Source organism: Streptomyces sp. NPDC044984 (assembly GCF_040646935.1).
GTDB lineage: Bacteria > Actinomycetota > Actinomycetes > Streptomycetales > Streptomycetaceae > Streptomyces.
The window spans coordinates 110,258-134,849 of record NZ_JBEZBE010000014.1 but is presented as its reverse complement, the minus strand read 5'-3'; the positions used below and the strand labels follow the sequence as shown (position 1 = coordinate 134,849).

At 71.2% G+C, this 24,592-nt stretch carries 23 protein-coding genes and 1 riboswitch; of the genes, 12 read left to right on the top strand and 11 right to left on the bottom strand.

Annotated features, from left to right (window positions below):
- Positions 1-8: 8 nt before the first annotated feature.
- On the bottom strand, positions 9-1,325 hold the full coding sequence (gene aroA, locus AB0A94_RS17615; protein ID WP_361745211.1) for a 3-phosphoshikimate 1-carboxyvinyltransferase: 1,317 nt from the start codon (positions 1,323-1,325) through the stop codon (positions 9-11).
- 155 nt (positions 1,326-1,480) lie between these two features.
- The gene (locus tag AB0A94_RS17610; protein ID WP_361745209.1) at positions 1,481-2,203 is read right to left on the bottom strand and encodes a M50 family metallopeptidase; all 723 of its coding nucleotides are present in this window, start codon (positions 2,201-2,203) and stop codon (positions 1,481-1,483) included.
- Positions 2,204-2,263: 60 nt separating this feature from the next.
- Between AB0A94_RS17610 and AB0A94_RS17605 the strand changes: the two genes are divergently transcribed.
- From AB0A94_RS17605 to AB0A94_RS17560, 10 genes are all read left to right on the top strand, one after another.
- Positions 2,264-3,079, top strand: coding sequence for an SOS response-associated peptidase (locus tag AB0A94_RS17605; protein ID WP_361745207.1), 816 nt, complete (start codon positions 2,264-2,266; stop codon positions 3,077-3,079).
- Between the two features lies 1 nt (position 3,080).
- Positions 3,081-3,824: an alpha/beta family hydrolase gene (locus AB0A94_RS17600; protein WP_361745205.1), complete on the top strand. Its 744-nt coding sequence runs from the start codon at positions 3,081-3,083 to the stop codon at positions 3,822-3,824.
- A 256-nt stretch (positions 3,825-4,080) separates the two neighbouring features.
- On the top strand, positions 4,081-4,767 hold the full coding sequence (gene sigR / locus AB0A94_RS17595) for an RNA polymerase sigma factor SigR (protein ID WP_217129648.1): 687 nt from the start codon (positions 4,081-4,083) through the stop codon (positions 4,765-4,767).
- The gene (rsrA, locus tag AB0A94_RS17590; protein WP_085575468.1) at positions 4,764-5,075 is read left to right on the top strand and encodes a mycothiol system anti-sigma-R factor; all 312 of its coding nucleotides are present in this window, start codon (positions 4,764-4,766) and stop codon (positions 5,073-5,075) included. The genes sigR and rsrA overlap by 4 nt, the downstream gene beginning before the upstream one ends.
- Before the next feature lie 145 nt (positions 5,076-5,220).
- Positions 5,221-6,615: an HD-GYP domain-containing protein gene (locus AB0A94_RS17585; RefSeq protein ID WP_361745203.1), complete on the top strand. Its 1,395-nt coding sequence runs from the start codon at positions 5,221-5,223 to the stop codon at positions 6,613-6,615.
- Positions 6,612-7,883 (top strand): HD domain-containing protein, encoded by a 1,272-nt coding sequence (locus AB0A94_RS17580; protein WP_361745201.1) that lies wholly within the window; start codon positions 6,612-6,614, stop codon positions 7,881-7,883. The genes AB0A94_RS17585 and AB0A94_RS17580 overlap by 4 nt, the downstream gene beginning before the upstream one ends.
- A gap of 133 nt (positions 7,884-8,016) precedes the next feature.
- Positions 8,017-8,997 (top strand): hypothetical protein, encoded by a 981-nt coding sequence (locus AB0A94_RS17575; RefSeq protein WP_217129553.1) that lies wholly within the window; start codon positions 8,017-8,019, stop codon positions 8,995-8,997.
- Positions 8,998-9,122: 125 nt separating this feature from the next.
- Positions 9,123-9,773, top strand: a complete 651-nt coding sequence (gene def / locus AB0A94_RS17570) for a peptide deformylase (RefSeq protein ID WP_217129554.1) — start codon at positions 9,123-9,125, stop codon at positions 9,771-9,773.
- A gap of 219 nt (positions 9,774-9,992) precedes the next feature.
- The gene (cyc1, locus tag AB0A94_RS17565; protein ID WP_361745198.1) at positions 9,993-11,078 is read left to right on the top strand and encodes an epi-isozizaene synthase; all 1,086 of its coding nucleotides are present in this window, start codon (positions 9,993-9,995) and stop codon (positions 11,076-11,078) included.
- Complete coding sequence (locus AB0A94_RS17560; protein WP_361745196.1) at positions 11,075-12,445, top strand: cytochrome P450; 1,371 nt, start codon at positions 11,075-11,077, stop codon at positions 12,443-12,445. The genes cyc1 and AB0A94_RS17560 overlap by 4 nt, the downstream gene beginning before the upstream one ends.
- A gap of 17 nt (positions 12,446-12,462) precedes the next feature.
- Here AB0A94_RS17560 and AB0A94_RS17555 read toward each other — a convergent pair whose 3' ends face one another.
- Positions 12,463-13,425, bottom strand: a complete 963-nt coding sequence (locus AB0A94_RS17555; protein WP_361745194.1) for a helix-turn-helix domain-containing protein — start codon at positions 13,423-13,425, stop codon at positions 12,463-12,465.
- 93 nt (positions 13,426-13,518) lie between these two features.
- Between AB0A94_RS17555 and AB0A94_RS17550 the strand changes: the two genes are divergently transcribed.
- Positions 13,519-13,743 (top strand): hypothetical protein, encoded by a 225-nt coding sequence (locus tag AB0A94_RS17550; RefSeq protein WP_361745192.1) that lies wholly within the window; start codon positions 13,519-13,521, stop codon positions 13,741-13,743.
- 30 nt (positions 13,744-13,773) lie between these two features.
- Here the strand turns inward: AB0A94_RS17550 and AB0A94_RS17545 are convergent, their stop codons facing one another.
- The 7 genes from AB0A94_RS17545 to nagB form a co-directional block, all read right to left on the bottom strand.
- Positions 13,774-14,730 carry a ribonucleotide-diphosphate reductase subunit beta gene (locus tag AB0A94_RS17545; protein WP_361745290.1) on the bottom strand — a complete coding sequence of 319 codons (957 nt, stop codon included), beginning with the start codon at positions 14,728-14,730 and terminating at the stop codon, positions 13,774-13,776.
- Between the two features lie 50 nt (positions 14,731-14,780).
- Entirely contained in the window at positions 14,781-17,141 is a 2,361-nt protein-coding gene (locus tag AB0A94_RS17540; protein WP_361745190.1) for a ribonucleoside-diphosphate reductase subunit alpha, read from the bottom strand.
- A gap of 122 nt (positions 17,142-17,263) precedes the next feature.
- Positions 17,264-17,432: riboswitch (cobalamin riboswitch) on the bottom strand.
- Between the two features lie 15 nt (positions 17,433-17,447).
- Positions 17,448-17,954, bottom strand: a complete 507-nt coding sequence (locus AB0A94_RS17535) for a GNAT family N-acetyltransferase (protein ID WP_361745188.1) — start codon at positions 17,952-17,954, stop codon at positions 17,448-17,450.
- Between the two features lie 77 nt (positions 17,955-18,031).
- Entirely contained in the window at positions 18,032-19,660 is a 1,629-nt protein-coding gene (gene mctP / locus AB0A94_RS17530) for a monocarboxylate uptake permease MctP (RefSeq protein WP_361745186.1), read from the bottom strand.
- Positions 19,657-19,923: a DUF3311 domain-containing protein gene (locus AB0A94_RS17525; protein WP_361745184.1), complete on the bottom strand. Its 267-nt coding sequence runs from the start codon at positions 19,921-19,923 to the stop codon at positions 19,657-19,659. Before AB0A94_RS17525 ends, mctP begins: the two co-directional genes overlap by 4 nt.
- 237 nt (positions 19,924-20,160) lie before the next feature.
- Entirely contained in the window at positions 20,161-20,925 is a 765-nt protein-coding gene (locus AB0A94_RS17520; protein ID WP_361745182.1) for a GntR family transcriptional regulator, read from the bottom strand.
- A 159-nt stretch (positions 20,926-21,084) separates the two neighbouring features.
- Positions 21,085-21,870: a glucosamine-6-phosphate deaminase gene (gene nagB / locus AB0A94_RS17515; protein WP_361745180.1), complete on the bottom strand. Its 786-nt coding sequence runs from the start codon at positions 21,868-21,870 to the stop codon at positions 21,085-21,087.
- 501 nt (positions 21,871-22,371) lie between these two features.
- On the opposite strand from nagB, the gene AB0A94_RS17510 reads away from it, so the two are divergent.
- Positions 22,372-23,847 (top strand): PAS domain-containing sensor histidine kinase, encoded by a 1,476-nt coding sequence (locus AB0A94_RS17510; protein WP_361745178.1) that lies wholly within the window; start codon positions 22,372-22,374, stop codon positions 23,845-23,847.
- A gap of 177 nt (positions 23,848-24,024) precedes the next feature.
- Here the strand turns inward: AB0A94_RS17510 and AB0A94_RS17505 are convergent, their stop codons facing one another.
- Positions 24,025-24,282 (bottom strand): WhiB family transcriptional regulator, encoded by a 258-nt coding sequence (locus AB0A94_RS17505; RefSeq protein WP_030219886.1) that lies wholly within the window; start codon positions 24,280-24,282, stop codon positions 24,025-24,027.
- Between the last annotated feature and the right edge of the window lie 310 nt (positions 24,283-24,592).

The following is a 24,592-nucleotide window of genomic DNA, read 5'->3' as shown; positions in this document are numbered from 1 at the left end:
GTGAACCCCTACGCCCCGAGCATCCCGGTCCACAGCTCGGGGAAGTCCGGCAGGGTCTTCGCCGTCGTCGCCACGTTCTCGATCTGCACGCCCTCGACCGCGAGGCCGATGATCGCGCCGGCGGTGGCCATGCGGTGGTCCTCGTAGGTGTGGAAGACCCCGCCGTGCAGCCGGCGCGGGCGGATGTGCAGGCCGTCGGCGGTCTCGGTGACGTCGCCGCCGAGCTCGTTGATCTCCTTGGTCAGCGCGGCCAGCCGGTCCGTCTCGTGCAACCGCAGGTGGGCCACGCCCCGCAGGGTCGACGGGGAGTCCGCGAGCGCCGCCACGGCCGCGATGCCGGGCGTCAGCTCGCCGACCTCGCCGAGTTCCACGTCGACGCCGTGGACCGACCCGGAGCCGGTGAACACCAGCCCGTACTCGGTCAGCTCGCAGGAGCCGCCCATCTCGGTGAAGATCTCCCGCAGCCGGTCACCGGGCTGGGTCGTACGGGCCGGCCAGTCCGGGATCACGACCTTGCCGCCGGTCACCAGCGCCGCCGCCAGGAACGGCTGGGCGTTGGACAGGTCCGGCTCGACGGTCAGGTCCCGGCCGAGCAGGGCGCCCGGCGTGACCCGCCAGACGTTCGGCTCGCCGCCCGACTCGGGGGTGTCCACCTGGGCGCCCACCGCGCGGAGCATGTCGACGGTCATCCGGATGTGCGGCAGGGACGGCAGCGTCGCGCCGGTGTGCCGGACCTCCACGCCCTGGTTGAAGCGCGGCGCCGACAGCAGCAGGGCGCTGACGAACTGGGAGGACGAGGACGCGTCGACCTCCACGGTGCCGCCGTCCAGGGCACCGCCGCCGTGCACGGTCATCGGCAGCGCGCCGCGGTCCTCGTCGTCGATCCGGGCGCCCAGGTGGCGCAGCGCGTCGATGACGCCGTTCAGGGGACGCTCGTAGGAACGCGGGTCGCCGTCGAAGCGGACGGGGCCGTCGGCCAGCGCGGCGACCGGGGGCAGGAACCGCATCACCGTGCCGGCGTTGCCGACGTCGACGGTGGCCGGGCCGCGCAGGCCCGTGGGGAGCACCCGCCAGGCCTCGCCGGTGCCGTCCGGGCCGACGCCCTCCTCGATCTCCACGCCCATCGCGCGCAGGGCGCCCGCCATCAGCAGGGTGTCGCGGGAACGCAGCGGGCGGCGCAGCCAGCCCGGCTCGGAGGCGAGGGCGGCGAGGACGAGGGCGCGGTTGGTGACCGACTTGGACCCGGGCACGTGGACCGTCGCGTCGACGGCTCCGCTCGCGTGCGGGGCGGGCCAGAGGGCGGTGTGCGTGGGGTTCGGGGCCATGGCCCCACTTTATAAGGAGCCCGGGAGGCGGGCTGTGTTTCGGGTGCGGCTGCGTGGTGGCTCGTCGCGTCCGCGCGGCGGAGCCGCATGCCGGCACGGTCCCGGGCCCCTTCCGGGCCGGCTGTTCGCGGCCTCGCCGGCAGGCGCGCCGTGGCCTACAGGTCCAGGAGCCACCTGCCTCCGCCCAGCAGGGAGCACAGCGACACCGCGTGGAACAGGAAGAACCACAGCCCCGCCGGGACGTGCGTCAGCCTCGACAGCTGGTCCGCGTCCGAGTCCCCCGCGCCGCCGCGCGACCGCTTGGCCTGGAGCTCGAAGGCCGGGCGCACTCCGCCCAGGAGCAGGAACCAGACCACGGCGTACGCGAACGCCGCCTGCACCTGGGGCCCGGTCAGCCAGGACACCAGGACGAACGTGCCGCCCGTGACCAGCACCGACACCGCCCCGTACGCGTTGCGGATCATCACCAGCATCGCCACCAGCAGCGCCGTGGCCAGCCACAACAGCAGCGTGATGCGGCCGGCGCCGAGCAGCGCGGCGCCGCCCAGGCCCAGCAGCGGGGGAGCGGTGTAGCCGGCGGCGGCCGTGAGGATCATGCCGATGCCGTGCGGTTTTCCGCGGCTGACGGTCAGGCCGCTGGTGTCCGAGTGCAGGCGTATCCCCGTCAGCGTGCGGCCGGTGAGCAGCGCCACCAGGCCGTGCCCGCCCTCGTGGGCGATCGTGACGGCGTTCCGGGACAGCCGCCACAGCCCCTGCGGTACGACGACGGCGGCCGCGGCGACCAGTGTGGCGACGACCACCCACAGGTCCGGGTCGGGCTGGGTGCCGGAGACCTCGTCCCAGAGGGAGGCGAATGAGGCGGACGCGGTACTGACCATGCTTTCCATCTGTTTCCGGTTGCTCCCTCTGCGCGTGCGGAGTCTGGCAGTGTTGCACGTATGTGCGGACGGTATGCAGCGAGTCGCAGGCCCGAGGATCTCGCGGGAATCTTTGAAATCGAGCAGTGGGAGCCGGAGGAGACCCTGGCGCCCGACTACAACGTGGCGCCGACCAAGGAGGTCTACGCCGTACTCGACCGTGCCCTGAAGGACGCGGCGGACCCGCGCCCGGTTCGGCAGCTGCGGAAGCTGAAGTGGGGCCTGGTGCCCTCCTGGTCCAAGACGCCCGAGGGCGCCGCCCGGATGATCAACGCCCGCGCGGAGACCGTCCACGAGAAGCCGTCCTACCGCCGGGCCTTCTCCACCCGGCGCTGCATCCTGCCCGCCGACGGCTACTACGAGTGGGTCACCGGCAAGCAGGAGCGGGACCTGGAGGTCGAGGGGAAGAAGAAGCGGCCCCGCAAGCAGCCCTACTTCGTGACGCCGGCCGACGGCTCGGTGTTCGCCATGGCCGGGCTGTACGAGTTCTGGCGGGACAGGACGCTGCCGGACGACCACCCCCAGGCCTGGTGGGCGACGTGCTCCGTCATCACCACCGAGGCGGAGAGCAGCCCGCTCGCCGTCTCGCCGGCGGACGGCCCGCACACCCTCGCCGAGATCCACCCGCGGATGCCGCTGATGCTCACGCCGGACCGCTGGGACGCCTGGCTGGACCCCGCCCGCACGGACGCCGAGGAGCTGCGCGGGCTGCTCGCCCCGCCCCCCTCCGGCCTGATGCGCGCCTACCCGGTTCCCACGGCCGTCAGCAACGTCCGCAACAACGGGCCGGAGCTGCTGACCGAGCTGGCCGCGCCGGAAGAGGGCACACTCTTCTGACGTGACCCCCGACACGGCAGACACGACAGCCACGACCGAGACCGTCGAGACGGACGCGGGCCCCGCCCGCGTCACCTGGCACCGCGCACACGGCCGCGCCCGCCTCGTCCTCGCGGTGGGCCACGGCGCCGGCGGCGGCATCGAGGCCCGGGACCTGAAGGCGCTCGCCGCCGGGCTGCCCGCGCACGGCGTGACCGTCGCCCTGGTCGAACAGCCCTGGCGGGTGGCCGGCAAGAAGGTGGCCCCCGCGCCGAAGACCCTCGACACCGGCTGGCGCGGCGTCTGGCCCGCGCTGGCGAAGCCGGGCCTGCCGGTGGTCTCGGGCGGGCGCAGCGCCGGCGCCCGCGTCGCCTGCCGCACCGCCGCGGAACTCGGCGCCCACGCCGTACTCGCCCTGGGCTTCCCCCTGCATCCGCCGGGCAGGCCCGAGAAGTCCCGCGCCGGCGAGCTGCTCGGCGCGGGCGTGCCCACCCTCGTCGTCCAGGGCGGCAACGACCCCTTCGGCAGGCCCGCGGAGTTCCCCGAGTACGGGAGGGGCCGCGCGATGGGGGTCCCCCCAGGCGTTCAGCCCTGGGGGAGCGTCGGTGCAAGGGCGGTGGTGGGAGACGGGTGGGCGTACGAACTGGTCGAGGTCCCCCACGGCGATCACGGCTTCGCCGTGCCCAAGAGGGCGGACCTCACGCAGGAGGAGGCCGTGGCGGTGATCACGGACGCGGTCGTGCGGTGGACCGCCTCACTCGGGTGAGGCGCCGGGAATGCCCGCGCGGATCCCGCTGTTGGGACGGACGTATGTGCCGGTCAGCGGCATCGCCGCCGTAGGAGAGGAAGTCCGCCGCATGGGTTCCACGTTCTGCCCGAACCGCAGTGCCCGCGCCGACCTGGACTGGACGGTGCTGCACGCGGCCAAGACCGTCCCGATTCGGGCGGCGGGCGGACCGGATCGTCGTCTATCCTCCGATTCGGGTGAGGCCGCCTTCGGTCTCACGACAACTCTGGAGGAGGTGGGTCCGGTTCCCGGTACCGGCGCAGGGACCGAACACGGCCAGGCGGAGCAGCCCGAGGGCCAGGGCAGCACGGGCGCGGAGTCGACCGCGGAGCGCAGCGCGCGCTTCGAGCGGGACGCGCTCGAGTTCCTCGACCAGATGTACTCGGCCGCCCTGCGCATGACGCGCAACCCGGCCGACGCCGAGGACCTGGTGCAGGAGACGTACGCCAAGGCGTACGCGTCCTTCCACCAGTTCCGCGAGGGCACCAACCTCAAGGCGTGGCTGTACCGGATCCTCACCAACACCTTCATCAACTCGTACCGCAAGAAGCAGCGCGAACCCCAGCGCAGCGCGGCCGAGGAGATCGAGGACTGGCAGCTCGCGCGCGCCGAGTCGCACATGTCCACGGGTCTGCGCTCAGCGGAGTCGCAGGCGCTGGACCACCTGCCCGACTCGGACGTCAAGGAAGCGCTCCAGGCGATCCCCGAGGAGTTCCGCATCGCGGTGTATCTCGCCGATGTGGAGGGCTTTGCCTACAAGGAGATCGCGGACATCATGGGGACGCCCATCGGTACGGTGATGTCCCGGCTGCACCGTGGCCGCCGCCAGCTGCGCGGCATGCTGGAGGACTACGCGCGTGAGCGCGGACTGGTCCCGGCCGGCGCCGGAGAGTCGAACGAAGCGAAAGGCTCGGGGTCATGAGCTGCGGAGAGCCGCACGAGACGGATTGCAGCGAAATCCTCGATCATCTCTACGAGTTCCTCGACCGTGAGATGCCGGATTCCGACTGTGTGAAGTTCGAGCACCACTTCGAGGAGTGCTCGCCGTGCCTGGAGAAGTACGGGCTCGAGCAGGCGGTGAAGAAGCTGGTCAAGCGCTGCTGCGGGCAGGACGACGTGCCGGGCGACCTGCGTTCCAAGGTCATGGGCCGGCTCGATCTGATCCGCTCCGGCCAGGCCGTCCCCGACCAGGACGTCACGGCCTCACCGGCCGCACCGCAGGAGTCCTGACACTCCGCGGTTCCCCGCCCCCTGTGTCACTCGAACGTGCTAATCCGCGGGTTATCGGCCCGTGGAGGCACACCCCGCCGCCCTAGGCTCCAGAGCCTGACAGGTGACAGGCCGGGTGTCGGCGGGCGCGGTCGGGGAGGGGTTCATGGAGGCGTTACCGGCGCGGGCCCGCGCGTATGTCGTCCGTGTCACCGTGCTGGGCCTGCTCTGTCCGCTGTTCCTGGTCCCCTCGGTCCCGGTGTCCCCGCCGGGCGGTGCGCGCTTCTCCTGGTGGGCGGTCGCCCTGCTCGCCGCGGTGTACGCGGGCTGCGAGCGCCTCGCCCGGTCGCGCCCGGCCGCCGCCCCGCACCCGGGCGGGACCTTCCACCCCGTCCTGCTCGCCGGGGCCTTCCTGCTGCCACCGTCCGCCGCGGCGCTGGTCGCGCTCCCCGGGGCGCTGCTGCTCCCCGTGGAACAACGCCCGTACCTGGCGCGCAGGCTCTGGCGGGCCGGCCGGCTGGTGCTCGCCGTATGGGCCGCGAGCCGGGTCCACCTGGCGGTCGGCGGCCGGGACGCGGTGGCGGACTGCGACGTCCCGGGCGCGCTCGGCACGGCCGGGGCCGCGGTGCTGGTGTTCTGCCTGGTGCTCACCCTGCTGGACGGCGGCATCCCGGCGCCCGGCGTGCTCCCGCGCGGGAGGCGGATCCCGGCGCCGGCCGCCTGGTGGCGGCTGTTCCTCGGGTCGCTGGCACCGATCACCGTGCACGGCCTCGCCGGACTCATGATGGCCCTGCTGTGGCGCAGCCCCTACGGTCCCGTGGCCGCGCTGCTCGTGCTGCTGCCGATGGGCGTCTCCTGGTGGGCGTTCGCCCAGTACCACCGGGAGCGGGCCGCCCATCAGGCGACGATCCGCGCCCTCGTCCAGGCCGTCGACATCAAGGACGGTTACACGCGCGGGCACAGCGAACGCGTCGGACGGGCGTCCATGATGATCGCGCGGGAACTCGGCATGGACGACGAGCGCGTCGAGGTGCTCCGCTTCGCGGGCATCCTGCACGACGTCGGCAAGCTCGGCGTGCCCACCCGGCTGCTCACCAAGAACGGCCCGCTGACCCCCGAGGAGCGCCGGGTGATCGAACTGCACCCCGAGTACGGCCACGAGATGGTGCGGGGGATCTCCTTCCTCGGCGAGGCCCGCGCGGCGGTGCTGCACCACCACGAACGGCTGGACGGCGCAGGCTACCCCTACGGCCTGGCGGGCAGTCAGATCCCCGAGTCCGCGCGGGTGGTCGCCGTCGCCGACGCCTTCGACGCGATGACCTCCACCCGCTCCTACAGCAGGGCGCGGCCCGTGTCCGTGGCGCTGGAGGAGCTCCGGCGGTGCGCGGGCACCCACTTCGACCCGCGGATGGTGGCCGCGCTGGTCCGGGCGATCGGCCGGGACGGCTGGCATCCGGCGGTGACCGCCGACGACCCCCGGCCGGCCACCGGCGGCACCCGGTCCACCGCCGCGCCCGGGCCCGCCGCACCGGTCGCCGGCCGGCCGGGGGCGCGCCGATGAGGCCCCGGCTCCACACCGTCGTCCACCTGTGCGCCGTCGTCCTCACCGCCGGTTCCCTCGGCGTCACCCTCTACAGCGGCGTCGAGGAACGCGGTGCCGCTCTCGCCTTCGGGGTCCTCATCGCCGTCGGTGAGCTCACCCGCCGCAACGGGACACGGATCAGGGAGGCGGCGCCGCTCGCCACCGCGGGTGCACTGTCGTACGCGCTGCTCGGCGAGACCGCGGGGCGGCCCACCCACCACGGCGTCGCCCAGGTCGTCACCGTGGTGCTCGCCGCGTCCCTGCTCGGCAGCGTGCCGCACGTCGGGCGTGGTGCGGGACCCGCCCTGGACCCGTCGGCCCGCAGGGTGCTGACCGTCGGGTTCGCCGCCGTGTGCTTCCAGCCGCTGTACAACCGGGGCGCCTTCGACGGCTGGGGAGGCCCCGCCCACGCACTGCTCCTGCTCGCCCTGCTCTCCCTCACCGCGCTGTGCGACGCCGTGCTCGCCGCCGCGCTGGCCCACTCCCGCACCGGATGGCCCTTCCTGCCGACGCTGCGCGACGAACTGCGGGCCGTGCCCGGCATCGGGGCCGCGGTCATCGCCACGGGCGCGGTGATGGCGCTCGGGGTCGCGGTCGTGGGGCTGTGGGCGCTGCCCGTCTTCTCCGTACCCCTGCTGCTCGCCCAGCTGTCCTACCGGCGGTACGCCGCCGTGCGCGCCACCTACCGGCAGACCATCACCTCCCTCGCGCGGGCCACCGAGATCGCCGGCTGCACCCCGGCCGGGCACGCCCGCCGGGTCGCCGCGCTCAGCCGGGCGGTGGGCCGGGACCTCGGGCTGACCGAACCCGAACTGACCGTGCTGGAGTACGCCGCCCTGATGCACGACATCGGCCAGCTCAGCCTCGTCGACCCGGTCCCCGGTGGCGCCACCGCCGTCCTGCCGGTCACCGAACAGCGGCGGATCGCGCTGCTCGGCGGCGCCGTGGTACGCCAGACCGGGGTGGACCCGCGCGTGGCTGCGATCGTCGAACGCCAAGCCGACCCGCACCGGGAGCAGCCGCTCGCCGCGCGTATCGTCCGGGTGGTCAACGCGTACGAGGAGAAGTCCCGGGAAGGAGGGCCCGGCGGGCCGCTGACCGCGCTGGAGGAACTGCGCCTGGGAACCGCCGGGGAGTACGCGCCGGAGGTGGTCGAAGCACTGGCCCGGGTGCTGTCACGGAACACGGAGGGGGCACGTGAACACGAAGGGCCGAGCGTGGCGAGGGCCACGAACGGGACTGTCTGACCCCGGCCGAGGCTGGGTAACCCATGGGTAATGAGCGCCCTCGCGGCCGTACGTGGTTGGATGCGAAGGAGAGGGTGTCCGGGGGCGTGGACGGGTACGGCCAGCCCACCGACGGAACCGGCAGGCGGGAATCGTGAGGATCTTCGGCAAGGGACGGCACCGGCCCTCCGCCTCCTGGCGGCAGGCCACGGACCGTGCGTTCACGCTCATCGGCGACGGCCGGTACGAGGACGCGGGCGCGTTGCTGACCCGTGCCGCCGATCTGGAGCCCTGGTTGTCGGAGTCCTGGTTCAACCTCGCGCTGCTGCACAAGTTCCGGCACGACTGGGAGCAGGCGCGGGCGGCGGGGCTGCGGGCCGTGGCGCTGCTCGACCGCGACACCGGGGCTCCCGACTGGTGGAACGTGGGCATCGCCGCCACCGCCCTGCAGGACTGGCCGCTGGCCCGGCGGGCCTGGCAGGCCTACGGACTCAAGGTGCCCGGACCGGCCACCGACTCCGGCGAGCCCCTCGGCATGGACCTGGGCAGCGCGGCCGTACGACTGTCCCCGGAGGGGGAGGCGGAGGTCGTGTGGGGGCGGCGCCTCGACCCCGCCCGGATCGAGGTGCTGTCCATTCCGCTGCCGTCCTCCGGGCGCCGCTGGGGCGAGGTCGTCCTGCACGACGGCGTGCCGCACGGGGAGCGGAGCACCGCCGCCGGGCACACCTACCCGGTGTTCGACGAGATCGAGTTGTGGGCGCCCTCGCCGGTGCCGACCTGGGTGGTGCTGCTGGAGGCCGCGACCGAGGCCGACCGGGACGCGCTGGAGCAGCTGGCCTCCGACGCCGGGTTCGCGGCCGAGGACTGGTCGTCCTCCGTACGGCTGCTGTGCCGGATGTGCTCGGAGTCCCGGATGCCGTCCGACGAGGGGGAGGGCGAGCACCTGGACCCGCACGATCACAGCGAGCCGGGGCATCCGGGGCCGCTCGGGCACCGTACGGACGGGCAGTTGTGGGTGCCGGAGCGGGAGTGCGGCGTTGCGGCGCCGGCTTCCTTGGTTCGGGGGTTGCTGGACGGGTGGGTTGCGGACAGTCCGGACTCACGGGATTGGCGGGACCTGGAAGAGGTCTGTTAGGAGCGCTGCCGACTGCGGGTCGGTCGTGGCTGGTCGCGCAGTTCCCCGCGCCCCTTCAGGGGCGCTTGCACCGTACCCTTGTCAGATCACAACCCCGGTTTTACTCAGGAAGGCACACGTCGGTCATGGCTCAGCAGGACACCGATCAGCAGCACGCGGGCGTGCTCCCCGTCGACGACGAGGGGTACGTCATCGACACGGAGGACTGCGAGGAGCGCGAGACGGCGTGGCGGGAGCGCGGCACCTCGCGCCCGATCACCGTGGTCGGCAACCCGGTGCTGCACCAGGAGTGCAAGGACGTGACGGACTTCGGCGACGAGCTCCAGCAGCTGGTCGCCGACATGTTCGCCAGCCAGCGCACCGCCGAGGGCGTGGGCCTGGCCGCCAACCAGATCGGTGTGGACAAGAAGGTCTTCGTCTACGACTGCCCGGACGACGAGGGGGTGCGGCACGTCGGTGTGCTCTGCAACCCCGAGCTGGTCGAACTGCCCGCCGAGCGGCGCCGGCTGGACGACAGCAACGAGGGCTGCCTGTCGGTGCCCACGGCGTACATGCCGCTGGCCCGCCCCGACTACGCCGAAGTGACCGGGCAGGACGAGAAGGGCAACCCGGTCCGGGTACGCGGCACCGGCTACTTCGCACGGTGTTTGCAGCACGAGACCGACCACCTCTACGGCTACCTCTACATCGACCGGCTGTCCAAGCGCGAGCGCAAGGACGCGCTGCGGCAGATGGCCGAGAACGAGCCGCGTTACCCCGTGGTGGCCAACGACTGACCGGCCTCCGAACCCCTTCCGTCTCCTCGCCGACGGCGCCCGATCGAGCACTTTCTCGATCGGGCGCCGTTCGTCTGTGCGCCCTCCGTAGCAGCGAAACAAGCAAATCCGTTCCCAGAACGGTCAGTTGTGGTGCTGAATGGAGGTGCGGGGATACGCGCGACGTGCGCCCGGATCGGGGCGGGGGCACGCCGACCGGCGGCAGAGAGGGGATTGTTCGTGCATGCTTTGTCACACGGCACCACATCGACACCGACCACCATCACAGTTCCACCGGCGCTGTCTCTTCCGGTGATCGAGGCGGCGTTTCCCCGGCAACTCCACCCGTATTGGCCCCGGCTTCAGAAGGCGACCAGGGCGTGGCTGCTCGAAAAGCGGCTCATGCCGGCGGACAAGGTGGAGGAATATGCCGATGGCCTGTGCTACACCGACCTTATGGCGGGCTACTACATAGGTGCCCCCGACGACGTCCTGCAGGCGATAGCGGACTACAGCGCGTGGTTCTTCGTCTGGGACGACCGGCACGACCGCGACATCGTGCGCGGCCGCCCCGCCGCCTGGCGGCGGCTGAAGGACCTGCTGCACCGGGCCCTCGACAGCCCCGGTGACCACCTGGGCCACGGGGATCCGGTGGTGGCGGGGCTCGCGGACAGCGTGGAGCGGCTGTACGCGTTCCTGCCGGGCGGCTGGAACGCCCGGTTCGCCCGGCACTTCCACGAGGTGATCGAGGCGTACGACCGGGAATTCCACAACCGCACGGAGGGGGTCGTCCCCACCGTCGAGGAATACCTGGAACTTCGCCGGCTCACCTTCGCGCACTGGATCTGGACCGATCTCCTGGAGCCGAGCGCGGGCAGTGAACTACCGGACGAGGTGCGGCAGAACCCCGCCTACCGGAAGGCGGCGCTGCTCAGTCAGGAATTCGCCGCCTGGTACAACGACCTGTGTTCACTGCCGAAGGAAATAGCGGGTAGTGAGGTACACAATCTCGGCATCAGCCTCATCGCCCACGAGAAACTCACGCTCGAAGAAGCAATTACGGACATGAGGCGTCGTATCGAGGAATGCATCAGCGAATTCCAGGACGCCGAACGGGACGCCTTGCGCTTCGCGGACGCCCTCGACGACGGCACGGTGGGAGGAAAGGAAACGAGTGCCGCCGTACGCGCCTGCGTCGGCAACATGCGGAACTGGTTCAGCTCCGTCTACTGGTTCCACCACGAGTCCGGCCGGTACCGGGTCGACAGCTGGGACGACCGGTCCACACCCCCGTACGTCGACAACGAAACGGCAGGTGAGTCATGACCGTCGAGTCCGTGAACCCCGAAACGGCCGAGGGGACCGCGCTGCGCGAGCCTCCCGTGGCCGGCGGGGGAGTCCCCGTCCTCGGCCACGGCTGGAAACTGGCGCGCGATCCGCTGTCCTTCATGTCCCGGCTGCGTGACCACGGCGACGTCGTGCGCCTCAAGCTCGGACCGAAGACGGTGTACGCCGTCACCACCCCCGCCCTCACCGGGGCGGTGGCGCTGAGCCCCGACTACATCATCGCCGGACCGTTGTGGGAGTCCCTGGAGAGCCTGCTCGGCAAGGAGGGCGTCGCCACCGCCAACGGCTCGCTGCACCGGCGCCAGCGCCGCACCATCCAGCCCGCCTTCAAGCTCGACGCGATCCCCGCGTACGGGCCGATCATGGCGGAGGAGGCGTACGCGCTGGTGGAGCGCTGGCGCTCCGGAGAGGTGCTGGACGTCACGGCGGAGTCGTTCCGCGTGGCCGTCCGGGTGACCGCCCGCTGCCTGATGCGCGGCAGCTCCATGGACGCCGGGGCGGAGCGCATCTGCGCCGACCTCGCCACGCTGTTCAGCGGCATGTACCAGCGCATGGTGGTACCGCTCGGACCGCTCTACAGGCTTCCGCTTCCGGCCAACCGGGAATTCAACCGCGCGTTGGCCGATCTGCATGTCCTGGTCGACGAGATCGTCGCCGACCGACGGGCGAGCGGTCAAAAGCCGAACGATTTGCTGACGGCTTTGCTGGAGGCGAAGGACGAGAATGGCGACCCCATAGGGGAACAGGAGATCCACGATCAGGTCATCGCCATACTCACCCCCGGCAGCGAAACCGTCGGAGCCACGATCATGTCGCTCCTCCTGGTTCTCACCGAGCACCCGGAACTCGGCGACAAGATCCGCGACGAGGTGAAAACCGTCGTGGGTGACCGCCCGGTCGCATTCGAGGACGTCCGGAAGCTGACGTACACCGCGAATGTCGTCGTCGAGACCCTGCGCCTGTATCCGGCCGTATGGATATTGACCCGCCGTGCGGTGACCGACACGGAACTCGGCGGATACCGCATTCCCCGGGGCGCGGACGTCATCTACAGTCCGTACGCGATCCAGCGCGACCGGCGGTCGTACGAGCGGCACGAGGAGTTCGACCCCGACCGCTGGCTCCCGGAGCGGGCGGGGGAGGTGCCCAAGTACGCGATGAGCCCGTTCAGCGTGGGCAACCGCAAGTGCCCCAGCGACCACTTCTCGATGGCCGAGCTCACGCTCACCACCGCGGTGATCGCCTCCGCCTACCGCTTCGAGCACGCGCCCGGCTCCGACGCCCGGCCCCGGATCGGCATCACGCTCCGGCCGCGCGGCCTGATGCTGCGGGCGGTGCCCCGCTGACCGGTCGCGCGGCGCGTTCAGGCGGCCTCCGGGCCCCTGAACGCGCGCCGGTAGGCGTGTGGGGTGGTCCCGACGGTCCGTACGAAGTGGTGGCGCAGCGCCGCCGCGTTGCCGAAGCCGGTACGGCCCGCGATCGCGTCCACCGTCTCGTCCGTCCCCTCCAGCAGACGCTGGGCCAGCAGCACCCGCTGGCGCAGGATCCAGCGGTAGGGCGTGGTGCCGGTCTCCTGCTGGAAGCGGCGGGCGAAGGTGCGCGGTGACATGTGGGCGCGGGCGGCGAGCTGCTCGACGGTGGTCTCCTCGTCGAGGTGCCGCTCCATCCACACCAGCACCTCGGAGACGGTGTCGCCCCCGGACCGCGGCAGCGGGCGCTCGATGTACTGGGCCTGCCCGCCGTCGCGGTGCGGGGGCACCACCATGCGCCGGGCGATCTTGTTGGCGACCTCCGGACCCTGCTCCTTGCGCACCAGGTGCAGACAGGCGTCGATGCCGGCGGCGGTGCCCGCGGAGGTGATCACCGGGTCCTCGTCGACGTAGAGCACATCCGGCTCGACCGTCAGATGGGGATACCGCCTGGTCAGATCCTCCGCGTGCTTCCAGTGGGCGGCGGCGCGCCGGCCGTCGAGGAGTCCGGCGGCGGCGAGCACGAACACCCCGGAGCAGACGCTGAGCACCCGCGCGCCCCGGTCCACGCCCCGGCGCAGGGCGTCCAGCAGTTCGGGCGGGAACTCCCGGGAGACGTAGGAGGAGCCGGCGGGCACGGCGATGAGATCGGCCGTCTCCAGACGCTCCAGACCGTGCTCGACCTGGAGGGAGAAGCACGTGTTGGTGCGCACCGCGGGACCGTCGGCCGAGGCCACGGCGAAGTCGTAGACCGGTAGGCCGTCGTCGCTGCGGTCCACGCCGAAGACCTCGCAGACGACGCCGAGTTCGAAGGGATTCACACCGTCGAGGAGGACGGCGGCCACGTTCCGGAGCATGGCTCCAGTGTGCCGCGTCCTTGGCAGTAAATCGAGGGCGTACGGCAGTCCTGCCACTGCCGGTAAGGAGCGTCCGGCGCGACAGTGGTGTCCATGGATACGACACAGCGGGAAGCGCTGATCGCGATGGTGGCCGTTCTCGGCCTGTTCCTCTTCATGACCCTGCCCGCCCTGATCGGCATCGCGCGCGAGCGGCGGATCGACCGGCAGATCGAGCGGGCCGAGGCCGCCCGCGCCGCCGCCGGGCACCGCGAGGGGCCGGCGGCGTCACGCCCGGAGACGGGCGCCGCCCCGCGCCGCACCGCGCGAGCGGCGTGACGGCGGGGCGGCGCCCGGGCGCACGACCGCCTAGAAGTCCTCGTCCAGGTCGACCGTGCCCTCCACGGCGACCTGGTACGCGGACGGGCGCCGCTCGAAGAAGTTCGTCAGCTCCTGGACGCCCTGGAGCTCCATGAAGGAGAACGGGTTCTCCGAGCCGTACACCGGCGCGAAGCCCAGCCGCACCAGCCGCTGGTCGGCGACGCACTCCAGGTACTGCCGCATCGAGTCGGTGTTCATGCCCGGCAGCCCGTCCCCGCACAGGTCGCGCGCGAACTGCAGTTCCGCCTCGACCGCCTCGCGCAGCATGTCGGTGACCTGCTGCCCGAGCTCCTCGTCGAACAGCTCCGGCTCCTCCTTGCGCACGGTGTCGACCACGTCGAAGGCGAAGGACATGTGCATCGTCTCGTCCCGGAACACCCAGTTGGTGCCGGTCGCCAGCCCGTGCAGCAGACCCCGGCCGCGGAACCAGTAGACGTAGGCGAACGCCCCGTAGAAGAACAGGCCCTCGATGCACGCGGCGAAGCAGATCAGGTTGAGCAGGAAGCGGCGGCGGTCCGCCTGGGTCTCCAGCCGGTCGATCTGCTCCACCGAGTCCATCCACTTGAAGCAGAACTCGGCCTTCTCCCGGATGGACGGGATGTTCTCCACGGCCGCGAAGGCCGCCGCCCGGTCGTCCGGGTCGGGCAGGTAGGTGTCGAGCAGCGTCAGGTAGAACTGGACGTGCACCGCCTCCTCGAAGAGCTGCCGCGACAGGTACAGCCGCGCCTCGGGGGAGTTGATGTGCTTGTACAGCGTCAGCACCAGGTTGTTGGCCACGATCGAGTCGCCCGTCGCGAAGAACGCGACCAGCCGGCCGATCAGGTGCTGCTCCTCCGGGCTGAGCTTCGCCAGGTCGGCCACGTCCGAGTGGAGGTCCACCTCCTCCACGTGCCAGGTGTTCTTGATGGCGTCCCGGTAGCGCTCGTAGAAGTCGGGGTAGCGCATGGGACGGAGCGTCAGCTCGAAGCCGGGGTCGAGCAGGTTCTTGGTGGTCGTCACTGGCAGGCCTCGCAGGACTCGGGGTTTTCCAGGGAGCAGGCGACGGCCTCGGGGTCGGCCGCCTGCTGAACGGGGACGGTGGTGCGGGCCGCCGCGCGGGCGATCCGGGTCGCCGGGCGGGAGCGCAGGTAGTACGTGGTCTTCAGGCCCTGCTTCCAGGCGTACGCGTACATCGAGGAGAGCTTCCCGATGGTCGGCGTCTCCAGGAACAGGTTGAGCGACTGCGCCTGGTCCAGGAACGGGGTGCGGGCGGCGGCCATGTCGATCAGACCGCGCTGCGGGATCTCCCACGCCGTGCGGTACAGCCGGCGCACCTCCTCGGGGATCCAGGTGAAGTCCTGCACCGAGCCACCCGCCTCGCGCAGCGCCTCACGGGTGCGCGCGTCCCACACGCCGAGCCGCTTCAGGTCGTCCACCAGGTACGAGTTGACCTGGAGGAACTCCCCGGACAGCGTCTCGCGCTTGAACAGGTTGGACACCTGCGGCTCGATGCACTCGTATCCGCCCGCGATCGACGCGATGGTGGCGGTGGGCGCGATCGCCAGGAGCAGCGAGTTGCGCATCCCGACGGAGGCGATCCGCGTCCGCAGCGCCGCCCAGCGCTCCGGCCAGGTCAGGTCGGTGTCGTAGTGGTCGGGGTGCAGTACTCCCCGGGCGGTACGGGTCTTCTCCCAGGCCGGGAGCGGGCCGTCCCGCTCGGCGAGGTCGGCGGAGGTCTCGTACGCGGCGAGCATGATCCGCTCGGCGATCCTCGTGGACAGGGCCTTCGCCTCCGGGGAGTCGAAGGGCAGCCGCAGCTTGAAGAAGACGTCCTGCAGGCCCATGGCGCCGAGACCGACGGGGCGCCACCTGGCGTTGGAGCGGCCCGCCTGCTCGGTCGGGTAGAAGTTGATGTCGACGACCCGGTCGAGGAACGTCACTGCCGTGCGCACCGTCTCGTCGAGGCGCTCCCAGTCGATGTCCCCCTGCTCCACGAAGGCGCCGAGGTTGACCGACCCCAGGTTGCAGACCGCCGTCTCCCCGTCGTCGGTGACCTCCAGGATCTCCGTGCAGAGGTTCGAGGAGTGGATGACGTGGCCCGGCTGGGCGGTCTGGTTCGCCGTGCGGTTGGCGGCGTCCTTGAAGGTCATCCAGCCGTTGCCGGTCTGCGCGAGGGTGCGCATCATGCGGCCGTACAGCTCGCGGGCCGGGAGGGTCTTCCTCGCCAGGCCCTTCGCCTCGGCGGCCCGGTACGCCGCGTCGAACTCCTCGCCCCACAGGTCGACCAGTTCGGGCACGTCCGCCGGGGAGAACAGCGACCAGGGCGCGTCGGCCTCCACCCGGCGCATGAACTCGTCCGGCACCCAGTGCGCGAGGTTCAGGTTGTGCGTACGGCGGGCGTCCTCGCCGGTGTTGTCGCGCAGCTCCAGGAACTCCTCGATGTCCAGGTGCCAGGTCTCCAGGTAGACCGCCGCCGCCCCCTTGCGCCGGCCGCCCTGGTTCACGGCGGCGACCGAGGCGTCGAGCGTCTTCAGGAACGGGACGATGCCGTTGGAGTGCCCGTTGGTGCCGCGGATCAGCGAACCCCGGGCACGGATACGGGAGTAGGACAGGCCGATGCCGCCGGCGTGCTTGGAGAGGCGGGCGACCTGGTGGTAGCGGTCGTAGATGGAGTCCAGCTCGTCCTTGGGGGAGTCGAGGAGGTAGCAGGACGACATCTGCGGGTGCCGCGTGCCGGAGTTGAACAGGGTGGGGGAGGAGGGCAGGTAGTCCAGGCGGCTCATCAGCCCGTACAGCGCGGCGACCTCGTCCACCGAGCGCGCGCTGTCGTCCTCGGCGAGTCCGGCGGCGACCCGCAGCAGGAAGTGCTGGGGCGTCTCGACGACCTTGCGGGTGAGCGGGTGCCGCAGCAGGTAGCGGCTGTGCAGGGTACGCAGGCCGAAGTAGCCGAAGCGGTCGTCGGCGCCGGTGTCGATCAGCGCGTCGAGCCGGTCCGCGTGCAGCCGGACGAACCCGGCGGTCCGGTCGGCGATCAGGCCCTCGCGGTGCCCGGTCGCGACGGACCCGGTGAACGAGGTGACGCCCTGTGAGGCGGCCTCGGCCCGGATGGAGAGGGTCAGCAGCCGGGCGGCGAGCCGGGAGTAGGCCGGGTCCTCGGAGATGAGCCCGGCCGCCGCCTCGGTGGCCAGCTCCCGCAGCTCCGCCTCGTCGGCGGAAGCGGACCGGCCGCGCAGCGCGGCGGCGGCGACCCGGCCGGGGTCGGCGTCCGGCAGGTCGGCGGTCAGCTCGGTCAGGGTCCGCAGCAGCGCGGCACCGGGGCCGCCGCTCTCCTCGGTCACGTCGATCGCTGAGGCCGGATCGGCTGGCGCGATGGTCACGTGGGGCTCTCCCTCGCTCGGCACGGGGCCTCGAAGCGGGCAGGGGGCAGCACACGAGCGCACGCGGCGTCGCGTCCACCGGCCCATTCCACGAGGCCCGGACGTCCAGGCACCCGGACCGGACGGCCGGGCGCACTGTCGGCAGGTCCTCGGACTGACGCCCAGGCACACGCGTACGCGGGCATGGGTACACCGTTGCGGGACAGTTCCGGATTCGCACCGGATTCCCCTGCGACGACAGCGAGCACGAGCATACATCTTGTGTCGGGTGCCGCCGCCAACCCCATATGTTGTGTCGCGAAGGTGTCAGAGCGTCAACTCGTAGGTGAGCAGAGTGATGTCGTCCAGGTCCGGCAGGGGGTTCCAGTCGCGCTCCGGGCTGCGGGTGAACCCCAGCCGCTCGTAGACGCGGTGGGCGGAGCACATGGGGCGCTGGGTCGACAGCACGATCCGCACGCACCCCTCGGCGGCCCGCGCCCGGTCGACGCAGGCACGCACCAGGGCCTCCCCGGCGCCCCGGCCGCGGCCCGCGCGGGCGACCGCGAGCATCCGGATCTCCGCCTCGCCCGGCCCGGCCAGGTCGGCCATCGGGCCGGGACCCGGCACGAAGGTCACCCCGCCCAGCACCGCCCCGTTCTCCACGGCGACCAGCACCTCGGCGGTCGCCGCCCGCTTCGCCACGTCCCGCAGCTCACCGAGGTACGCGTCGCTCTCCCCGAAGTCGAGCAGCCCGTCCAGCAGATAGGCCTGTGCGGTGATCTCACCGAGTTCCCCGTGCTCGCCGGGCTCCACCGGCCGGATGACGATGTCCATGGGGGGGAGTGTGCCGGACGGGTACGACGACGGGCCGCCGGATTCCTCCGGCGGCCCGTCGTCCCGCGTCGCGGGCGTCAGTGGCTGCTGCCCGCCGTGGCCGGCGGAAGTTCCACCTGGACACCGGGGTCACCCGCGTCCGCCGTGTAGTCCTGCGGCTTGGTCTCGTCGATGCCCTCGGGCGCCTTGACGGCCCTCATGACGAAGGTCAGGACGACCGTGACCAGGACGTTGATCACGAACGCGGTGAGGCCGATGTAGCCGATCTCGCCGATGCCCGGGATCTCCTTCGACGACCCGCCGAAGTGCTTCTGCGTCGGCGAGGCCACCCCGTACGCGGCGACCGTGCCGTAGACCATGCCGACCGCCCAGCCGCCGATCAGCGCCCAGCGGTGGAACCAGCGGGTGAACAGGCCACCCACCAGCGCCGGGAAGGTCTGCAGGATCCAGATGCCGCCGAGCAGCTGGAAGTTGATGGCGACGGTCTTGTCCATGGTCAGGACGAAGGCCAGCGCGCCCACCTTCACCAGCAGGGACACGACCTTGGAGACCTGGGTCTCCTGCTTCGGCGTCGCGTCCGGCTTGATGAAGTCCTTGTAGATGTTGCGGGTGAAGAGGTTCGCCGCCGCGATCGACATGATCGCCGCCGGTACCAGCGCGCCGATGCCGATCGCCGCGAACGCCACGCCCGCGAACCAGTCCGGGAACATGTTCTCGAACAGCTGCGGAATCGCCAGCTGGCCGTTGCTGACCTTGACCCCGGCCGCGATCGCCATGAAGCCGAGCAGCGCCAGCAGGCCCAGCATCAGGGAGTACAGCGGCAGGATCGTGGTGTTGCGGCGGATCACCTCACGGCTGCGCGAGGACAGCGTCGCGGTGATCGAGTGCGGGTACATGAACAGCGCGAGCGCCGAGCCCAGCGCCAGCGTGGCGTACGTCCACTGGCCCGCCTCGCCCGGCACCAGCGCACCGCGCGGCGCGCCCGTGGCCGGGTTGGTCTCGCTGTACGCCTCCCGCGCGGAGGCGAAGATCTCGTCGAAGCCGCCCAGCTTGATCGGGATGTAGATGATCGCCACGGCGATCACGATGTAGATCAGCGTGTCCTTGACGAACGCGATCAGCGCGGGGGCCCGCAGACCCGACGAGTACGTGTACGCCGCCAGCACACCGAAGGCGATCAGCAGCGGCAGGTCCTTGACGAACCAGTTGGTGTCCTCGCCGCCGCCGACGCCCATCACGTCCAGCACGGCCTGGATGCCGACCAGCTGGAGCGCGATGTACGGCATCGTGGCCAGGATGCCGGTGACCGCGACGGCCAGCGACAGCCCCTTCGAGCCGAACCGGCCGCGCACGAAATCGGACGTCGTCACGTACCCGTGCTTGTGCGACACCGACCACAGCCGGGGCAGGAAGGTGAAGATCAGCGGGTACACCAGGATCGTGTAGGGCACCGCGAAGAAGCCGGCCGCGCCCGCCGCGTAGATCGCCGCCGGTACGGCCACGAACGTGTACGCGGTGTACAGGTCGCCGCCGAGCAGGAACCAGGTGACCCAGGTCCCGAAGGACCGCCCGCCCAGACCCCACTCGTCCAGGCTGTGCTCGTTCTCGGCCTTGCGCCAGCGCGCGGCCATGAAGCCCATCGCCGTGACCAGCAGGAAGAAGAAGATGAAGACGGCGAGTGCCACGCCGTTGACGCCGTCGTTCACTGCGACGCACCGCCCTTCGCGGCCGAGCGGGCGCGCTGGTCACGCTGCCAGAGCTTGTACGCGATCATCGTCAGGGCGGTGGAGACCAGCACCCACAGCATCTGGTACCAGTAGAAGAAGGGGATGCCGATGAACACCGGGTCGGTCTTCGCGTAGGACCCGACCCACAGCATGGCCACGAATGGTGCGACGAGACAGAGGGCGATGACGACGCGCACGGGCGTCACCACCGGCCCTCCTCTGGTTTCTGGGGCTTGTGACATCAGACGGCTCCGTCCCCTCACTGATCACCGGCGGTAATGCGCAGGAAATCTAGGTCAGGGTGTGGCGCGGTCGTAACCCCTCGTCCGCATAGCGGTACCCAGGCGCCGCTCAACCGAGAGGAAACAGCAACGCAATCCCTGCCGACCGCCCGCTTCGCCGGGTTTTGCGGACCCGCCGGGGACCCATCGAGGGCCCGCCGAAGATCTGCCGAGGGCCCGCTGCGGGGACGGCCGGGCTCAGTCCTGGGGGCGCTTCAGGCGGGCGACGAACTTGTACCGGTCGCCCCGGTACACCGACCGCACCCACTCCACCGGCTGTCCGTCCCGGTCCAGCGAGTGCCGGGACAGCATCAGCATCGGCAGGCCGACGTCGGTGCCGAGCAGGCCGGCCTCGCGCGGGGTGGCCAGGGACGTCTCGATGGTCTCCTCGGCCTCCGCGAGACGGACGTCGTACACCTCGGCCAGGGCGGTGTAGAGGGACGTGTACTTCGCCAGGCTGCGGCGCAGCGCGGGGAAGCGCTTGGCGCTCAGATGGGTGGTCTCGATGGCCATCGGCTCGCCGTTGGCCATGCGCAGCCGCTCGATGCGCAGCACCCGCCCGCCGGCCGTGATGTCGAGCAGCCCGGCGAGCCGGTCGTCGGCGGTGATGTAGCCGAGGTCCAGCAGCTGCGAGGTGGGCTCCAGGCCCTGGGCGCGCATGTCCTCGGTGTACGACGTGAGCTGGAGCGCCTGGGAGACCTTGGGCTTCGCGACGAAGGTGCCCTTGCCCTGGATGCGCTCGAGGCGACCCTCGACCACCAGTTCCTGGAGCGCCTGGCGCACGGTGGTGCGCGAGGTGTCGAACTCCGCCGCCAGGGTGCGCTCGGGCGGGACCGGCGTGCCGGGCGGCGCCGTCTCGGTCATGTCGAGCAGGTGCTTCTTCAGCCGGTAGTACTTGGGCACACGCGCCGTACGGACCGTGGTCCCACCCTCGTTCTCCGCACTGCTGACGTCGGTGCTCATGCTCTGCCTTCCCGGCTCCGGGTGCCGAAACGACCGACATCCCCATCGGCCACGGCTGACATCGTGGCACGGCTCGGGACGGGGGTGTGCCCCGCACGCTCCGCGATCCCCTTTGTATACCCCTGGGACAAAGGGTTGGTCCAGACCATGGGCGGCCGCTCAGATGCCCTGCCAGTCCGGCTTGTTCGCGTAGGTGTGCCGGAAGTAGTCGGCGAGCTTCAGCTTGGCGGCGGCTGCCTCGTCGACGACCACCGTGGCGTGGGGGTGCAGCTGCAGCGCGGACGCCGGGCACACCGCCGCCACCGGCCCCTCGACGGTCGCGGCGACCGCGTCCGCCTTGCCCTCGCCGGTGGCGAGCAGGACCAGGTGACGGGCCTCCAGGATGGTGCCGATGCCCTGGGTGATGACGTGGTGCGGGACCTGGTCGATGTCGCCGTCGAAGAAGCGGGCGTTGTCCACCCGGGTCTGCTCGGTCAGCGTCTTGATCCGGGTGCGCGAGGCGAGCGAGGAGCACGGCTCGTTGAACCCGATGTGCCCGTCCGTGCCTATCCCGAGCAGCTGGAGGTCCACGCCGCCGGCCTCCGTCAGCTCCCTGTCGTACGCCTCGCACGCGCCCTGCACGTCCTCGGCGGTGCCGTCGGGGCCCAGGAAGGCGTCCATCCCGATCCCGAGCGGCTCCAGCACCTCGCGCCGCAGCACCGAGCGGTAGGACTCGGGGTGGTCGGCGGGCAGTCCCACGTACTCGTCGAGCTGGGCGATCCGCGCCCGCGAGGCGTCCACGGCACCGGAGCGCACCTTGGCCGCCAGCGCCTCGTAGACGGGCAGCGGCGTCGAGCCGGTCGCCACGCCCAGCAGGGCGTCGGGCGTGCGCCGCAGGAGCTGTGCCATGGCCTCGGCGATGAGCTCGCCGCCCGCCTTGGCGTCCGCAACGATGACAACTTCCACGGTGGGCCTGCCGATCTTGAGGAGGACTCGACTGGGACCGGACCCGCCGGCGCGGGCCCGTACGGTGCTGCGATGTGGTTTAGACCAATCTCAATCTAACAGAGCGGGCGCGGGGGCCGCGCGCCGAAATCGACCCGGCCGACCGGCCCCGCACGGGACCCCCACGGGTTAGGCTGCGGGACGGGGACCCATGGGTCCGGACTGACGACGAAGTGACATCGAAGAACAGCGTCCGACGCATTTACAGGAACAGTGGTCTAGTCCACAATGCGTACACAGGGCACACCAAGCCTGCCTTCCCCGCACAGGAAGGTGGAACCGAGGAACCGGAGCTCTCTGCCCTGACTGCCCCGGCTCCTCGTCCTTCGGCCGACCGGGACCGCACACCCCACGGCCGATATTGCTCCGGGCTGCGGTGCCGGGAGGGTTGAGGGTCCCTCCCAGGCGCCGCGGCCCGCGGGTGTTCCGCGGTCCCGCAGACCGCCGGGTACGCTCGCTGACGTGCCCTCCATGAACGAACTCGTACGCCAGCACACCGCCCTCGACGACACCGATCTCGAGTGGCTCCACCTGCTGGTCTCGGAGTGGCAGCTGCTCTCCGACCTCTCCTTCGCCGACCTGGTCCTGTGGGTCCCCACCCGCGACGGCACCCGCTACGTCTCCGTCGCCCAGATGCGGCCCAACACCGGCCCCACCTCCTACCAGGACGACATGGTCGGCCATCTCGTCCCGCGCGGCCGCCGCCCCATGCTGGACGCGGCCCTGGACGAGGGCCGGATCGTGCGCGAGGGCGACCCGGAGTGGCGCGAGGAGGTCCCCGTACGGGTCGAGTCCATCCCCGTACGGCGGGAGGGGCGCGTCCTCGGGGTCATCGCGCGCAACACCAACCTGCTCACCGTGCGCACCCCGAGCCGGCTGGAGCTCACCTACCTCCAGAGCGCCTCGGACCTCGCGCAGATGATCGCGGCCGGCTCCTTCCCGTTCGCGAACCAGCAGCTCGAGATGGACGCCTCGCCCCGCGTCGGCGACGGGCTGATCCGGCTCGACGCCGACGGCATCGTCCAGTACGCCTCCCCGAACGCCCTGTCCGCGTACCACCGCATGGGCCTCGCCGCCGACCTGGTGGGCCATCACCTCGGACGGACCACCGCCGAACTCGCCCCCTCCCGCGGCCCCGTGGACGAGGCGCTGGCCAAGGTCGCCAGCGGCTGGGCGCCGCGCGAGTTCGAGATCGAGGCGCACGACGGGGTGATCCAGTTCCGGGCGATCCCGCTCAAACCGAAGGGGACGCGCATCGGTTCGCTGGTGCTGCTCCGGGACGTCACGGAACTCCGCCGCCGCGAACGCGAGTTGATCACCAAGGACGCGACCATCCGGGAGATCCACCACCGGGTGAAGAACAACCTCCAGACGGTGGCGGCGCTGTTGCGGCTGCAGGCGCGGCGCATCGGGTCCGAGCGCGGCCGCGCGGCGCTGGAGGAGGCGGTGCGCCGGGTGGGGTCCATCGCGATCGTGCACGAGACGCTGTCCCAGAACCTGGACGAGCGCGTGGAGTTCGACGAGATCGCCGACCGCGTCCTCGCGATGGTCGCCGAGATCTCCCCGGGCAAGGTCACCGGCCGGCGCACGGGCCGCTTCGGCATACTCGACGCCGAGGTCGCCACGCCGCTGTCGATGGTGCTGACCGAGGTCCTGCAGAACGCCCTGGAGCACGGCTTCCGCGAGGGCGAGACCGGCACCGTCGAGGTGTCGGCGGTCCGTGGCGGCACCACGAAGGAGGCCCGCCTGCTGGTCACCGTGCAGGACGACGGCGTGGGTCTGCCCGAGGGCTTCGACCCGCACACCGCGGGCAACCTCGGTCTGCAGATCGTACGGACCCTGGTGGAGGGCGAGTTGGGCGGCAGCTTCGACATGGTGCCGGCCCCGGAGCGGGGGACCAGGGTGATCCTGGACGTCCCGGTGCAGTCGGACAAGTAGCGGGCACGGACGGCGCGGACCCGCACAGGCGTGCGCGGACTTGCACGGACGGCGAAGAGCCCCGGACCGCTGAAAGCGGCCGGGGCTCTTGCTCAACTGCGCGCTGCGGCTCGGGGGCGGGAGATGCGTACGCGCCGTACGCGCCGCCAAGCTCAGGCTGTCAGCAGGGGTGGGTTGTCAGGCGGAGGCCTGACGGGCCCGGTTGCGGGCGGCACGGCGCTTCATCGCGCGACGCTCGTCCTCGCTGAGACCACCCCAGACGCCGCTGTCCTGACCGGACTCGAGCGCCCACTGCAGGCAGCTCTCGATCACCGGGCAGCGACGGCAGACGGCCTTGGCTTCCTCGATCTGCAGCAGCGCAGGACCGGTGTTGCCGATGGGGAAGAAGAGCTCGGGGTCTTCCTCGCGGCAAACGGCGTTGTGACGCCAGTCCATGGCTGCTACCTCTCCTGGGTATGTAATGCGATTGCTTGTGAATGTGAACGCTTTCACGAATCCCTCAACAAGGGAAGGGCCGACCGCCAGGTTCGCTGGCGTGGTCCTTGGGTTTGAAGAGGGGTTCCGGTGATCTGTGGAGGCCGGTGTTGCGGGCCGTCCCGATCGCCAAGAAGAGACTCGCAAACCTCGGCGGCGGATACAACCCCTTCCGGAAAGTTTTTTTTGATTCTTCGGTGTCGACTAGGTCACAGCCGTACTTCCATGGGGTGGATCCTGGCCTAAACGTTCGACTGAAAGGACTTTGGCC